Origin of the sequence: Actinoplanes sp. CA-252034, from assembly GCF_050956125.1 — a bacterium.
Lineage (GTDB): Bacteria > Actinomycetota > Actinomycetes > Mycobacteriales > Micromonosporaceae > Actinoplanes.
In genome coordinates this window covers 3,320,542-3,334,798 of sequence record NZ_CP191846.1, presented here as the reverse complement: position 1 = coordinate 3,334,798, position 14,257 = coordinate 3,320,542, and the positions used below count along the sequence as shown (strand labels likewise).

14 protein-coding genes are annotated in these 14,257 nt (G+C 71.1%); 9 read left to right on the top strand and 5 right to left on the bottom strand.

Translation table 11 applies throughout. The annotated features are described in order from the left end of the window. Positions 1–20 precede the first annotated feature (20 nt). Positions 21–713: a TetR/AcrR family transcriptional regulator gene (locus tag ACQPZW_RS14945; RefSeq protein ID WP_433795470.1), complete on the top strand. Its 693-nt coding sequence runs from the start codon at positions 21–23 to the stop codon at positions 711–713. Here ACQPZW_RS14945 and ACQPZW_RS14940 read toward each other — a convergent pair. Continuing rightward, on the bottom strand, positions 707–955 hold the full coding sequence (locus ACQPZW_RS14940) for a hypothetical protein (RefSeq protein ID WP_433797903.1): 249 nt from the start codon (positions 953–955) through the stop codon (positions 707–709). The two genes, ACQPZW_RS14945 and ACQPZW_RS14940, sit on opposite strands and share 7 nt — an antisense overlap. On the opposite strand from ACQPZW_RS14940, the gene ACQPZW_RS14935 reads away from it, so the two are divergent. From ACQPZW_RS14935 to ACQPZW_RS14920, 4 genes are read left to right on the top strand one after another with little or no spacing between them, the layout of a single operon-like run. Continuing rightward, complete coding sequence (locus ACQPZW_RS14935; RefSeq protein WP_433797542.1) at positions 854–1,312, top strand: DUF4873 domain-containing protein; 459 nt, start codon at positions 854–856, stop codon at positions 1,310–1,312. The genes ACQPZW_RS14940 and ACQPZW_RS14935 overlap by 102 nt on opposite strands. Beyond that, on the top strand, positions 1,305–2,774 hold the full coding sequence (locus ACQPZW_RS14930; RefSeq protein WP_433795469.1) for a flavin-containing monooxygenase: 1,470 nt from the start codon (positions 1,305–1,307) through the stop codon (positions 2,772–2,774). The genes ACQPZW_RS14935 and ACQPZW_RS14930 overlap by 8 nt, the downstream gene beginning before the upstream one ends. Beyond that, a complete protein-coding gene (locus tag ACQPZW_RS14925) occupies positions 2,771–3,643 on the top strand; it encodes an SDR family NAD(P)-dependent oxidoreductase (protein WP_433795468.1) in 873 nt (290 codons plus the stop codon). The genes ACQPZW_RS14930 and ACQPZW_RS14925 overlap by 4 nt, the downstream gene beginning before the upstream one ends. Beyond that, positions 3,640–4,479 carry an alpha/beta fold hydrolase gene (locus ACQPZW_RS14920; RefSeq protein ID WP_433795467.1) on the top strand — a complete coding sequence of 280 codons (840 nt, stop codon included), beginning with the start codon at positions 3,640–3,642 and terminating at the stop codon, positions 4,477–4,479. Before ACQPZW_RS14925 ends, ACQPZW_RS14920 begins: the two co-directional genes overlap by 4 nt. A gap of 284 nt (positions 4,480–4,763) precedes the next feature. Here ACQPZW_RS14920 and ACQPZW_RS14915 read toward each other — a convergent pair whose 3' ends face one another. After that, positions 4,764–5,573 (bottom strand): hypothetical protein, encoded by an 810-nt coding sequence (locus tag ACQPZW_RS14915; RefSeq protein WP_433795466.1) that lies wholly within the window; start codon positions 5,571–5,573, stop codon positions 4,764–4,766. A gap of 331 nt (positions 5,574–5,904) precedes the next feature. Then, positions 5,905–7,062 (bottom strand): citrate synthase 2, encoded by a 1,158-nt coding sequence (locus ACQPZW_RS14910; protein ID WP_433795465.1) that lies wholly within the window; start codon positions 7,060–7,062, stop codon positions 5,905–5,907. Between the two features lie 67 nt (positions 7,063–7,129). On the opposite strand from ACQPZW_RS14910, the gene ACQPZW_RS14905 reads away from it, so the two are divergent. From ACQPZW_RS14905 to ACQPZW_RS14895, 3 genes are all read left to right on the top strand, one after another. Continuing rightward, entirely contained in the window at positions 7,130–8,308 is a 1,179-nt protein-coding gene (locus ACQPZW_RS14905; RefSeq protein ID WP_433795464.1) for a citrate synthase, read from the top strand. A 44-nt stretch (positions 8,309–8,352) separates the two neighbouring features. Then, complete coding sequence (locus tag ACQPZW_RS14900) at positions 8,353–8,994, top strand: nitroreductase family protein (protein ID WP_433795463.1); 642 nt, start codon at positions 8,353–8,355, stop codon at positions 8,992–8,994. 339 nt (positions 8,995–9,333) lie between these two features. Beyond that, entirely contained in the window at positions 9,334–9,924 is a 591-nt protein-coding gene (locus ACQPZW_RS14895; RefSeq protein ID WP_433795462.1) for a hypothetical protein, read from the top strand. A gap of 882 nt (positions 9,925–10,806) precedes the next feature. On the opposite strand, the gene ACQPZW_RS14890 is transcribed toward ACQPZW_RS14895, so the two are convergent. Beyond that, the gene (locus ACQPZW_RS14890; RefSeq protein ID WP_433797541.1) at positions 10,807–12,552 is read right to left on the bottom strand and encodes an ABC transporter ATP-binding protein; all 1,746 of its coding nucleotides are present in this window, start codon (positions 12,550–12,552) and stop codon (positions 10,807–10,809) included. Between the two features lie 163 nt (positions 12,553–12,715). On the opposite strand from ACQPZW_RS14890, the gene ACQPZW_RS14885 reads away from it, so the two are divergent. Further along, a complete protein-coding gene (locus tag ACQPZW_RS14885; RefSeq protein WP_433795461.1) occupies positions 12,716–13,129 on the top strand; it encodes a MarR family winged helix-turn-helix transcriptional regulator in 414 nt (137 codons plus the stop codon). A gap of 234 nt (positions 13,130–13,363) precedes the next feature. Here the strand turns inward: ACQPZW_RS14885 and ACQPZW_RS14880 are convergent, their stop codons facing one another. Next, positions 13,364–14,206, bottom strand: a complete 843-nt coding sequence (locus tag ACQPZW_RS14880; RefSeq protein ID WP_433795460.1) for a tetratricopeptide repeat protein — start codon at positions 14,204–14,206, stop codon at positions 13,364–13,366. Positions 14,207–14,257 lie beyond the last annotated feature (51 nt).

Below are 14,257 nucleotides of genomic sequence, written 5' to 3'. Positions count from 1 at the left end.
TAACAGTTACTTCTTGTACTATGAACTCCGCCACTCCACCCGTCAATCCCCGCAGGTCGGACGGCCGCCGCGGCCGCTGGGACGGTCATCGTGAACAGCGCCGGGCGGAGTTGACGACCGCGGCGATCGAGGCGATCCGGCTGCACGGGCCGGATGTCGGCATGGGCGCCATCGCCGCGCACGCCGGGGTCAGCAAGCCGGTCCTCTACCGCTACTTCGCCGACAAGTCGGAACTGTGGCTCGCCGTCGGCCAGCAGGCCGGGGCGACGCTGATCGAGGCGATGGTCCCGGCGGTCGCGGCCGTCCGGGAGGAGCGGGCCGTCGTCGGCGCCGCCATCGACGTCTACCTGGCGCACATCGAGGCCGACCTCAACCTGTACCGGTTCGTCGTGCACCAGCCGGACATCGCCCGCCACCGGGACGTGGTCGCCGACGTGATGGACACCGTGGCCAGCGGCCTGGCCCGGATCTTCGGCGACCGGCTGCGGGCCCTGGGCCTCGACTCCGGGGCGGCGCTGCCATGGGCGTACGGCGTGGTCGGCTACGTCCAGTCGGTCGGTGACTGGTGGCTGCGTCAACAACAGCCGATCAGCCGCGAGGCCCTCGGTGACTACCTGACCACGTTCCTCTGGAGTGGTATCGCCGGCATGCGCAGGGCCGCCGACGTCCCCGGCGGACTTGCGGCACACGAAGGGTGGGCGAGAGATCAGTGAGCACGGGCCCGAACAGTGTTGAACCGATCAATGTTGACGCGCTCAACGTTGATTCGGTCAATGTTGATCCAGTCGATGTTGATCCAGTCGATGTTGATCCAGTCGATGCAGGTGATGAGGAGTATCGAGGTCCGGCCACGTTGCGCCTCGACGACGGCCCGGTCCCCGTCGAGATCCGGATGTCCGCCCGCTTCGAGCCGATCGAGGGTCGATTCCGCTGGGCCGGCCGCACCGGGCCACACGACGTGCTGCGCGAACGGGTCGGCTCCGGCCTGCGGAAGGCAACCCTCGTCGTTCCCGGCTCCCCGGAGACCGCCGTGAAGCTGAGCGACCCGGATCCGTGGGGCGGCATCCGCATCTCCGGCACCGGAACACCCCCGTGGTTCCCACCGGCGAATCAGCCCGCAACAGACGACCCGACAGCGCGGGTAGCCGCAGCCCAACCGGCGGCCGGGCAACCGACCGCAGCCCAATCGGCGGCCGGGCAACCGACCGCGGGGCACCCGGCGGGCGGGCAACCGGCTGCGGGGCAAGCGGCAGCCGGGCAACCGACCGCGGGGCAACGAGTGGCAGCGGGCGAGGAGGCCTCACATGGATGACCACCAGCACTTCGACGTCCTGATAATCGGCGCCGGACTGTCCGGCATCGGCGCCGCCTGGCGACTGTCCCGCCAGCGCCCGCAGGACACCTACGCCATCCTCGAGGCCCGCGACGCGATCGGCGGCACCTGGGACCTGTTCCGCTACCCCGGAGTCCGATCCGACTCGGACATGTACACGCTCAGCTACCCGTTCCGGCCGTGGCGCGAGCCCGAGTCGCTGGCCTCCGGCGACAAGATCCGCCGTTACATCGAGGACACCGCCGACGAGGCCGGCATCACCCGGCACATCCGCTTCAAGACCCGGGTGATCGGTGCCGACTGGTCCTCGGCGGACGCCCGCTGGACCGTGCACACCGCCGACGGATCCACCCTGACCTGCAGATTCCTCTACGGGTGCGCCGGCTATTACAACTACGACGAGGGCTACCGCCCGGACTTCCCCGGACTGGACGACTTCACCGGCACGCTGGTGCACCCCCAGTTCTGGCCGGAGGACCTCGACTACCGCGGCAAGCGCGTGGTCATCATCGGCAGCGGCGCCACCGCGGTCACCCTGGTGCCGGCCATGGCCGCCGAAGCGGCGCACGTGACGATGCTGCAGCGCTCCCCGTCGTACGTCACGCCACTGCCGAATCGGGACGTGATCGCCGACGCCGCCCGCCGTGTCCTCCCGCCGAAGGCGGCGAACCGCGTGGCGCGCGCCAAGAACATCCTGGTCACGCAGGGCTTCTACCAGCTCGCGAAACGCCGGCCGAAGCTGGTCCGCCGCGCGCTGCGGGCCGTCGCCGTGCACTTCCTCAAGAATCCGGCGTACGTGGACGAGCACTTCAAACCGCACTACGACCCCTGGGACCAGCGGCTCTGCGTGATCCCGTCCGGGGACCTCTACACGTCCATCACCAGTGGCCGCGCCTCGGTCGTCACCGACCACATCGACACGTTCGTCCCCGGGGGCATCCGCCTCCGGTCGGGAACGACACTCGATGCCGACATCGTCGTCTCGGCGACCGGACTGTCCCTGCTTCCGGTCGGCGGCATCCGGCTGTCCGTCGACGGCGACCCGGTCGACCTCGGGAAGTCCGCCTCGTACCGCGGCCTGATGCTCGGTGGCGTCCCGAACTTCGCCTACTGCATCGGCTACGTCAACGCGTCCTGGACGCTGCGCGCCGACCTGTCCCACCGATACCTGCTGAAACTCCTCGACCACATGGAACGCCACGGCTACGCGGCGGCGGCCCCTACCGCGCCGGGCGGCACCGGCCGCCCGCTGCTCGACCTCTCGTCCGGGTACGTGCAGCGAGCCCTCGACATCTTTCCCCGCCAGGGTGACCGCGACCCGTGGATCGTCCGGCAGAACTATCTGCGCGACGTCCTCGCCACACCGCGCGCCGACGTCACCCGGGACATGGAGTTCACCCGCCTGCCCGCTCCCGTCGTACCCGAAGAGGTGGTCTCATGACACGACTCCCCGAGTACCGGTTCGCCGGTCGCACCGCCGTGCTCACCGGAGCGGCCAGCGGCATCGGCGAACAGCTCGCCTACGGGCTGGCCCACCGCGGCAGCGACCTGGTCCTGGCCGATGTCGACGAGAGCCGGCTGCACCCGGTCGCCGAGCGGATCCGGGCCGCGCATCCCGCGATCAGCGTGCAGACCGTCGTCGCCGACCTTGCCGACCGGGCCGCCGTCGAGGCCCTCGCCGCGCGGGTGCTGGCCGAGCACCCGGCGATCGGACTGCTCGTCAACAACGCCGGCATCGCGCTCGGCGGCCGCTTCGACCAGGTGTCGATCGACCAGTTCGAGCAGGTCATGAACGTCAACTTCCGCGCGCCGATGCTGCTCACGCACGCGCTGCTGCCGGCGCTCACCGCCACGCCCGGCGGGCACCTGGTCAACGTGTCGAGCCTGTTCGGGCTGATCGCGCCGCCCGGCCAGAGCGCCTACTGCGCGAGCAAGTTCGCACTGCGCGGACTCAGTGAATCGCTGCGGGGCGAGCTCATCGACAACGGAGTCGGTGTGACCACTGTTCACCCCGGCGGGATCAGAACACGTATCGCCGAGTCCGCTCTGGTCGGCTCACACGTACCCCCGGAAGAGATCGAGCCCAATCGCAAGCTCTTCGCCGCGCTGCTCAGCTATCCCCCGGAGAAGGCCGCGGAACAGATTCTGCGGGCCGTCGCGAAGCGGAAGGCCCGGCTGCTCATCGCGTCCAGCGCCAAAGCGCCGGACCTCCTCGCCCGGCTCCTGCCGGTCGGTCATGCCCGGATCGTCCGCGCGGCCACCGTCGCCGCCTCCTCCCGCGGGGCGCGCCCGGCGGTGATCAAAAGATGAGATTCGAGGACGTACGGGGTACGCGCATCCGTTTCCACGCAACAGGCGATCCGGCCGCCCCGCCCGTGGTACTACTGCACGGCATCGGCCGCAGTCTGGAGGACTGGGCGCTCCAGCACCCGCTTCTCGACAACGAATATCGTGTCATCAGCATCGACATGCCCGGGTTCGGCCTGTCCCAGCGCCTGCCCGCCCCCACCACCCTGGACGTCCTCGCCGACGGGGTGTGGGCGACGCTCGACACGATCGGTGAGACCCGGCCCGTACACCTGATGGGAAACTCGCTCGGCGGTGCCGTGTCGATGAGCATGCTCGCCGCCACGCCCGACCGCGTGTCCACACTGACTCTGGTCAACAGCGCCGGCTTCGGCAAGGAGGTGACGACGGCGCTGCGCATGTTGGCCGTGCCCGGTCTGGGCCGCCAGATGCTGCGCCGCATCGACCGGATCACCGCGCCCCGGATGGAACGCATGATCTTCGCCGACCGCGCCCTGGTCACCCCGGAGCGCATCGCCATGGCCATCAAGATCTCCCGGCAGCCGGACTTCGCCCCCGTCTACCTGGAGATCGCCAAGGCCCTCGGCGGTCTCGGGGGTATCGCCGCCACCTGGCGAACCGAGTTGCTGGCCCGGGTGTCCGCTGCCACGAAGCCGACCATGCTCGTCTGGGGCGACCGAGACCTGATCCTCCCGAGCAAACACCTGGCGGCGGCCCGGGCCGCGTTCCCGCACGCCCAGTCGCACATGTTCGCGCGCACCGGCCACATGCCACAGATCGAACGCCCGAACGAGTTCGCCGGCCTCGTCCGCCCCATGCTGGCCCGCGTAGCCGCCTGACCCTCGTTCGAGGAGGACACGGTCCGGGCGGAAGCATCGCCCGGACCGCTCCACCACCCCACGTGCCACCCTCCCCCGGGTGGGCGGTCGCCCCGGTGTCCGCTCTGCTCAGGCGGCCCAATGGCTCAGGCGGCCGACTTACTCAGGCGGCCCGAGCGGCACAGACGACCCGACCGGCCCGGGCAGCCAAGTCGCTCAGCCGGCCGTTCTGCTCACCGCGGCCATCCTGCTCGCCGCGGCCATCCTGCTCGCCGCGGCCATCCTGCTCACCGCAGCCATCCTGCTCAGGCGGCCGAGCGGCGGACGGTGACCTCGCTGTGCGCCAGACCGACAGGCAGGCTGTCGCGGGTCTCGCCGGCCTGCAGCGTCCGCGCCGTCGCCGGGTCGACAACGACTGTCGTGAGCAGGAACGTGTCGTCACCGCCGCTGTCCAGCGTCACCGGGCCGCAGGTGAAACTCCGTCCTCCCCGGCAGGGACCCTCGACACGGTAGGCACCCGCGCCGTGCCGCGACAGCAGCCAGACCTGATGGTCGTCGGGCATGTCGGCGGTCCCGCTGACGACCGTCGCCGCGGTGACGGTCTCGCCCCCGCGCGGTTCGCCGAGGGTGATCGAGGCCGTCGCCGCGGTGGACGGCGCACCGGTGGGATCGGTGAAAGTCCTCGTCACCGCGCCCGTGGGCGCTTTCTCCGAGGGCAGTTCACGCACGCCGGACAGCACGGCGGCATTCTCGTCGGTGACCGACGGGACCGGCGAGGGCGATCCGTTCGGGACACCCGACGGCGAGATGCGAGGGCTCGGTGGCAGCGGGCCCTCGGCCGGCGCGGGCGGCGCGTACGGCGCGAGACCCGTGTACACCGCGGCGGCGGACACCTGCACCGAAGGCGTGCCCGTCACCACTGCCGTCGGGGTACGGAACTCCGGCGCTGCCGCCCCCGGCCCGGCGACCGAGACGACGATCGCGCCGAGGCCGGCCACCACGAGCATCGCGCTCAACGCCGGCCGCCGGCGGGCCCCCCGGTTCACGGCTGCCGTCGCGCGGCCGAGCACCACGGTCGTCCTCGCCGGCGTGGCCGGGTCGGTGATCGTCTGCAAGGGGTGCTGCGATCGGCCGGGTGGGGTCTCGTGCGGGCCGCCAGGCTCGGTTCCCCGTGAGGTGACAACCATCGAGTGCCTTCCGCATGATCGGCATGGCCGCCGGTGAACCGCCGGCCGGAGCGCCGCGCTCGGCGGCGCCCTCCGACCCGATAACCAGACCGCACGTGGTTTGGATGCGGTTGTCCGCTGTGTCGGTATTGTGGCGGACCTCTCCCAACTCGCCGCACCGCACCCGGCAGACCACCCGCCATCACCCCGCGAGCACTCATCCGGTCACCGAAACGCCTGCCCTGCCACCGCTTCGGCCGTTTGACGGAAACCGGACGAGTCACCGGGCCTCGGGCCAGCCGGCCACCAGATCGGCGTCGCGCTCGCCGGGGCCCACGTAGTCCGCGGACGGGCGGATGATCTTGCCGAGGCGCTTCTGTTCCAGGATGTGCGCGCTCCATCCGGCCGTCCGGGCACAAGTGAACATGGCCGCGAACATGTCGGCGGGCACGCCGGCGAAGTCCAGGATCACCGCGGCCCAGAACTCGACGTTGGTCTCCAGGACCCGGTCCGGTTTGCGCTCGCGCAGTTCGGCCAGGGCTGCGAGCTCCAGTTCGCGGGCGACCTCGTAGCGCGGGGCGGCCAGTTCGCGGGCGGCGTCCCGCAGGATCCGGGCCCGCGGGTCCTCGGCGCGGTAGATGGCGTGCCCGAAGCCCATCAGCCGACGGCCGGAGTCCAGCACCTGCCGCACATAGCGGCGCGCGTCGAGGCCGGACTCGACGGCCTCGATCATGCCGAGCGCCCGGGAGGGGGCTCCACCGTGCAGCGGGCCGGACAGTGCCGCGATCGCCGCGGACAGGCAGGCGGGGGCGTCGGCGCCGGTGCTGGCCACGACCCGGCCGGTGAACGTGGAGGCGTTCATGCCGTGCTCGGCCGCGCAGATCCAGTACCGGTCGATGGCCGCCACGTGCCGCGGGTCCGGCTCGCCCTGCCACTCGATCATGAACCGTTCGGTCGCGGTCCGCCCGGCCTCGACGAGTTGCCGCGGCACCGCGGAGGGTCCGGAAAGCGACGAAGCGGCGCCGGCCGGCGAGCGGAACGGCTCGCGGGCGGCCGGCGGGAACGTCACCCGGGCGGCCTGGGCGACGTACGACAGAACCGCCGCCGACGTACGCGCCAAGTCCTCCCGGGCCTGCTCATCCGGGATGTCGATCAGCTGGCGCAGTCCCCAGCGCGGGGCCAGGAGGGCGACCGCGGCCTGCACGTCGGCCCGGAGGTCTCCGGAGTTGTCCACAGGCTGGAGGTGCTCCGCTACCGGAAGTCCGCGGGTGAAGTCACCATCGACGAGCAACCCCCACACGTCGCCGTACGACACGGACCCGGCGAGGGAGTTGATGTCGACACCGCGGTACCGCAGTGCCCCGCCGTTCCGGTCGGGTTCGGCGATCTCGGTGTCGAACGCGACGACACCGGCAAGTCCTGGGTTGACTGTCAACATGACTTCAATCTGGATTCGTCAAGTGTTGATGTCAATATTGATCCAGTCAACATGAGAGGATGACGACATGACCGCGCAAACGCTGTTGACCACTGAAGAGGTCGCTATCCTCTTGGGCGTCAAACCCGCCACCGTCTACGCGTATGTCAGCCGAGGTCTACTCACCAGCCGCCGCAACGCCGACGGCAAGAACAGCCTGTTCGCGAAACCCGACGTCGATGCGTTCCTGGCCGGACGACGACGAACGACCACCCCCGGCATCCAGACCGGGATCACCCTGATCAAGGACGACAACCTGTTCTTCCGCGGCCGTGACGCCACCGTGCTGGCTCGCACCAGCAGTTACGAGGCGGTCGCCACCCTGCTGTGGACCGGCGACCTCGACGACGTCCCGTTCCCGGTCGATCCTGAGCTACGCCGCCTCGTCATGGACGTGACCAGCCGCCTGCCCGAAACGGCCCGGCTCACCGACCGCCTCCGCGTGACCGTCGCCGCAGCAGCCGCCGCCGACCCGCTGCGCTTCGACACGTCACCCGCCGCCGTGGTCGCGACCGGCCGGCAGCTGCTCGCCGCCATGGCGCAGGGCCTGCCGCCCATCAGCGGCATCCCGGTCCGCCCCGTGCCGTTCGCCCACACGCTGTGGCTGCGGCTCACCTCGAGGAAACCCACCGAGACCGGATTGCGCCTGCTCAACGCCGCGCTGATCCTGCTCGCCGACCACGACATCGCGGCGTCGACGCTTGCCGCCCGGATCGCGGCGTCCACCCGCGCCCACCCCTACGCGGTGGTCAGCGCCGGGCTGGCCGCACTCGACGGGCCTCTGCACGGGGCGGCGAGCGGTTTGGCGTACCCCCTGGTGGAAGAAGCGGTCAACGGCCCGGGCCCGCTCGCCACCATCTCCGACCGCCTGCGTTCGGGGGTGCCGGTGCCGGGATTCGGGCATCCGCTCTACCCGACCGGCGATCCGCGTGCCACGGCGCTGTTCGATCTGCTCGACGACGGCCCGGTCAAGAGCGCGGCGCTGCAGCTCGACGAGACCATGCGTACCCGATCGGGCACGCCGGCCAACGTCGACCTCGCGCTGGCCGCACTCGCCCTGCACCATGGCATGCCGGCCGACGCCGGCGAGGCGATCTTCGCGGTGGCTCGCACCGCCGGCTGGCTCGCGCACGCCCTCGAGGAGTATGGCGACCGGCCGAGCCGCTTCCGCCCGAGCGGCTCCTACGCCGGCAACCAGCCGGCGTGACCCGCCCCCGCGCACCCGGAGCTACCGGTCAGTAGGCTTCGGCCATGACCTCTCCCGACCCGGGCGCCCTCCCCCTGCTCGAGGCGTTGCACTCGACGCCGGCCCGCCGTTACCTGTCCACCGAGCCGATCGACGACGACGTGATCCGCGCCATCCTGGACGCCGCGATCCGCGGGCCTTCCGCGGGGAACGGCCAGTTCTGGGCCTGGATCGTGGTCCGCGACCCGGAGATCAAGAAGCAGATCGCCGGCTGGTACCGGGAGGGCTGGGAGCGTCACTACGGTTCCCGCCGCGAGCAGATCCTCGGCGCCCCCGACGGCGGCCCGATGAGCAAGCGCAGCTTCCTCGCCGCCGACCACCTCGCCAACCACCTGGAGGAGGCGCCGGTCTGGATCATCCCGGTGCTCCTCGGCGCCGCGAAGTCGACCAACCCGCGCCTCGGCTCCTCGATCTACGGCGCGGTGCAGCACCTGATCCTCGCGGCCCGCGCCCACGGCCTCGGCGCGACCCTCACCACCCTGCACATCGGGCACGAGGAGGAGGTCCGCAACCTGCTGGGCCTTCCCGAGGACGCCCTGACGATGGCACTGATCCCTCTCGGTCACCCGAGCAAGGGCCGCTGGTCCGAGCCGAAACGCCGCCCCCTCGACGAGGTCGTCCACTTCGACAAGTTCAAAACCGCCTGATCCAGTACGGCCACTCCAGTCCCGCAGCTACCCCGCAAGGTGGCTGCGGCACCGGGCCGAAACGCGACCGCCGGGCTGAATCCCACATCACCGCCTCTATCCCACCACCACCGCCACCGTTGCCGTCACCGCCGTCGGCGCCACCGTCACAGCCATCGCCACCAGCGCCACCGTTGCCGCCGTTTGCCGTCGCCGCCGCCTGCGCTGGCATCGCCCGACCGAGGGGCGTCTTCAGGGCCCGGTCAGAGGCGCTGTCCGGAGTGGAGCCGCTGACGACGACCTTCGTGGAGGGCAATTCGCGCTGCCGGGGCCGACGGCCCGTGCCGGTAGGCTTGCGGCATGGCCGAGTTGCCGGAATACGATGCCTCCCACATTGAGGTCCTCGAGTTCGACGAGTCGGTCCGGCGGCGGCCCGGCATGTATTTCTATGTGGCCCGAGATGACCCGCGCCTGGTCGACGGGGTGCTGGGCGTCGTCCTCTTCGACGCGATCCACCCGGAGTCCCGGTGGGAGGGGAGCCATTCACCGGTCACCGCCGAGATCACCGGGGACTTCGCGTTCTCGGTGGCCAACGATCGGGCGGAAGCCCTGGCCACTTCCGAGGGCGAGGCACCGGCCGATCTTCTCCACCGGATGAACTGGCAGACCAGGGCAGCCGCGGCGATGAGCATCCGCACCGTCGTGGAGGTGTGGCACGACCAGACCGGCCTCCGCCAGGAATTCGCCGGAACACACCCGTCGGCCCCGCCCGCCGCGTTCAGCCCACCGGCCGGCTCCGGAACGCGGATCTCCTGCGTCCTCGACCCGTCGCTCTTCGCACCGAACGCCGCCATCAGCGCCGACGGGGCAGACGTCGACGCCCACGGCCCCTATTGCCTGATTCCGCACGGTCCCATGGAGATTCGTGACCTGAGACGCCGCACCGCCTGACGCCGCACCGCCTGACGCCGCACCGCCTGACGCCGCACCGCCTGACGCCGACAACCCGGTCGGGCCGGCCACACGGCCCGCGACGATCAGCGAGCCGACCCCGCATCACGGCCCCTCACTATCAGCGGGGCTGGACTGCACGACGCACCAAGCCGCCACGGCCCCTCCACCAGCACCACCCTGCGGCTCCTCCACCAGCACCGCACAGCGACCAATCGCGGCCAACCAGTTGCTCCGACCAAGAACGCTCACGCTCTTCGATGACACGCTGCCCGGACGGTGTTGTGGTGGTGGATTCAGTAAGGGCACGGGGCTCAGCGATCAGGAACGTCAACCGCCGCTGCGCTTCACCCGCCGGACGACCGCTTCACCGATCCCGATTACGCCGCGGGCCATGGTCGTGCTCGCGTCCGCCGGCGGACGCGCCGTGCCGGCCCTCGCCCGGTCGTGCAGGCAGACGAGGACACGAGCCGGCAGGTCATCCACCGATTCAACGAGACGGGACGGGACGGCCGGGACCCTTGGTAGGCGGGTCGTCGGCCCCAGCAGATCCCGGCCCGCCACGACCAGCAGGCCAGCGCTGCACAGCGGCCCGTCACGACCAGCCGGCCCAGTGTCCGCGCAGCGGCCCGTTACGGCCAGCGGACCCAGTGCTGCACAGCGGGCCACCGCGGTCAACGGCCTCTGCAACACAGCAGCTCGCCGCAGTCAACGAGCCAGCGCTGTACAGCGGCCACCGCGGTCAACGAGCCAGCGCTGCACAGTGGGCTGCCGCGGCCACCGGCCCAGTGCTGTGCAGTGGGCTGCCGCGGTCAAGGAGCCAGCGCTGTGCAGTGGCCCGCCACGGTCAACGAGCCAGCGCTGCACAGCGACCCGCCGCGGTCAACGAGCCAGTGTTGCGTAGCGGCCCTCGGCTTCGATCAGCGTCTCGTGAGTGCCGGACTCCAGGATGCGGCCGTGGTCGATGACGGCTATCTGGTCGGCGTCGCGGACCGTGGACAGGCGGTGGGCGATCGTCACCGTGGTGCGGCCGCGGGACAACTCGTCGAAGGCTCTCTGCACGGCTCGCTCGGTTTCGTTGTCCAAAGCGCTCGTCGCCTCGTCCAGGACCAGGATCCGGGGGTCGCGCAGCAGCGTGCGGGCGATGGCGAGGCGCTGTTTCTCGCCGCCGGAGAAGCGGTGGCCGCGGGAGCCGACCATCGTGTCGTAGCCGTCGGGCAGGGCCGCGATCAGCTCGTGGATCTGCGCTGCCCGGGCAGCCCGCTCGATCTCGGCGTCGGTGGCGTCGGGTTTCGCATACCGCAGATTCTCCCGGATCGTGGTGTGCAGCAGATACGTCTCCTGGCTGACCACGCCGACCGTCGCGGCCAGGTCGTCGAGGGACAGGTCACGCAGGTCGACGCCGTCGATAGTCACACGGCCCGACGTGGGGTCGTGGAGGCGGGCGATCAGGGCGGCGATCGTGCTCTTGCCGGATCCGGTCTCGCCGACGAGCGCCAGTGACGTGCCCGCCGGGACGTCCAGGCTCACCCCGGCCAGGGCGGCGGTGGGGCCGTCCCCATACACGAAGGTGACGTCCTCGAACCTCAGATGGCCCCGCACCCGATCGAGCCGCACGGGCGCCGTCGGCTCCGCGATCTCGACCGGCAGGTCGAGATACTCGAAGATGCGCTGGAACAGCGCCAGTGAGGCGGTCAGTGTCACGCCGACGTCGAGCAGGCTCATCAGCGGCCGGAACAGGCCCGCCTGCAGACCGGTGAACGCCACGAGCGTGCCGATGCTCATCGCCCCGGCGGCGAACGGCAGGCCCGCGGCCAGGTAGATCGCCGCCGGAATGACCGCGAAGACGACGTTCATGGTGGCCATTCGCCAGCGGCCGGCCAGCTCGGAACGCAGCTCCAGATCGATGAGACGAGCCGACGAGGAGGTGAACCGCTCGGTCAGCAGGCTGCCGGCGCCCATCGTCTTGGCCAGCTGGACGCCACTGATCGACAGGCCCTCGTCGATGATGACGTTGAGGTCGGCCAGCTCGCGCTGCCGCTGTGCGGTGATCGCCTGGCGCATCCGGGCGACCCGGCGGGTCCAGTAGATCGCCGGTGGCAGCGCGACCAGGGACACCAGGGTGAGCTGCCAGGACAGCGCGGTCATCGCGACCAGGGTGGCGATCACCGTCGTCAGGTTGGCCGCGACCGACGTGGCGGTCGACGTGACGACCTGCTGCATGCCGCCGATGTCGTTGGTGATCCGCGACTGCACCTCGCCGGTGCGCGTGCGGGTGAAGAAGCCGACGGACTGCCGCTGCAGGTGCGCGAACACCTCGGTGCGCAGCCTGTGCATGACCTGCTGGCCGACGGTCGTGGAGATCCACGTCTGCACGACACCGAGCGCGGACGTGGCCGCCGCGATCCCGATCATGCCGGCCACCAGCAGGGACAGCAGCCGCACGTCGGACTCGGGAAGAGCGACGTCGATGACCTCGCGCAGCAGGAACGGCGAGCCCATCGCGATGACGGACGAGAGGACGATGACGGCCACCACGACGGCGAGCTGCCGACGGTGGCCGATGAACAGTGCGCCGATGCGGCGCAGCGAGACGGCGCGGGCCTGCGCCTTCTCCGCGGGGGTCAGTGTGCGTGCCGCGCCGCGGCCTTTTCCATCTGCCAAGAACAACCCCTTCCGGTACGGCTGAGGCGCCCCGTGACCGCGCAAGAGGCGATCCACGAACCGCTGAGACAACACTGAGGTTACCTCACCATGAGGGAACAACGGTAGTCACTGTTAGATTGTTCCCGTGGAGGAGGAGAATCTGCTGGAGACGTTCTGGGCGGTGACCCGTCGCCTGCGTGTGCAAGTCCGTGTCGCCCTGGAGCCCTGGCACGTGTCACCGTCGCAGTCCCGCGCGCTCGGAGTCCTCTCCCGGCACGGCGAGATGCGGCTCAGCGCCCTCGCCGACCACCTGCACATCGCGCCGCGCTCCGCCACCGAGGTCGTCGACGACCTGGAGAAACGCGGTCTCGCCGTCCGTAAGCCGGACCCGTCGGACCGCCGCGCCACCCTGGTGACGCTGACCGATCAGGGGGTCACCACGATGCAGGCCATCAACGAGGCCCGTGCGGCCGAGGGCGAGCGCCTGTTCGCCGGCCTCGACCCGGCCGACCGCGCCGACCTGACCCGCATCCTGCGCCAACTCCGCGACTCCCGCTGACCGCACCGCAACCCCCGGCCCCTGCATGCCCTGGGAGGCCGACGACTGCGCAGCGAGAGAATCGCCGACGGCCGCGCAACGAGGCCGCCGCCGACGCCCGCGCAGCCGCGATCAGGAGCCGCGCGCTCAATGAGGCCGGCGGGCGAAGCGCACTACGAGGGCGGGCCACAGGAGCTACGCGCTCTATGAGGCCAATGGGCCAGGCGCACTACGGGAACGGGCGAGCCAGACGCACTAAGAGGGCGGGCGGGTCAGGGTGGACACACAGCCGGCGGCTCCGGCGGCGCAGAACAGGGTCAGGTAGAGGGTGGACGGGGCCACCAGAAGTCCGGCCGTCTCGAGGATGCCCACGCCGGCGATCGCGGCGAGGAACCAGACGAGCGCGACCCGGGCTACGTGACCGAGCGCTTCGCGGCCCGGGCCGGGGCGCCGGGACGGGTGCGGGCTGGGGTGGATGCGCAGCGATTCGGCGAACTCGTCGGCGGCCAGGGCCAGCGAGGCGGCGTCGATCGCGGCGCTCATCGCACGGTCGAACCTCTTCAGCGCCGCGCGGGCACCGGCGTGACCGAGGTCGATCGTCAGCGCACGGCCGAGGGCCTCCCGGGCGCTGAGGGGCCGGCCGATCGCGAACAGGGCCAGCCCGTACGTCACGTGCAGATCCGCGTCGTAGCGCGCCATGTCGACCACACAGCGCAGGCCTTCGGCGGCGTCGGTGGGCAGGCCGGCGGCGAGCTGCGCCTCGGCCAGGCGGTTGTGCAGGCGCGGGTTGCCCGGGTCCTCCCGGCAGGCGGCCGCGGCGGCGGCGATCGCCTCGGCGTGGTCACCGAGGCGGGTCCGGGCCTGGCTCAGCCAGAACAGCGACTCCGGGCCGTACGGGTCGAGATGCCACGCGGCCTGTGCCGCGAGCAGCGCGCCGGCCAGGTCGTCGAGGTCGAGGCGGGCCCGGGTCATCCGGTGCCAGGCGCCGACGTTCTCCGGCTCCCGCCCGACGAAGGGCGCGAGCAGCCGTTCGGCGTTGTGGGCTCGCCCGCGGGCGAGCAACGCGTCGGCTTCGGCGAGGAGGGGCTCGGTTGGCACGCCGCTTCAATCGGCAGCGACCGGCCGCGCTTGTGACAGCCGTCCGGTGCA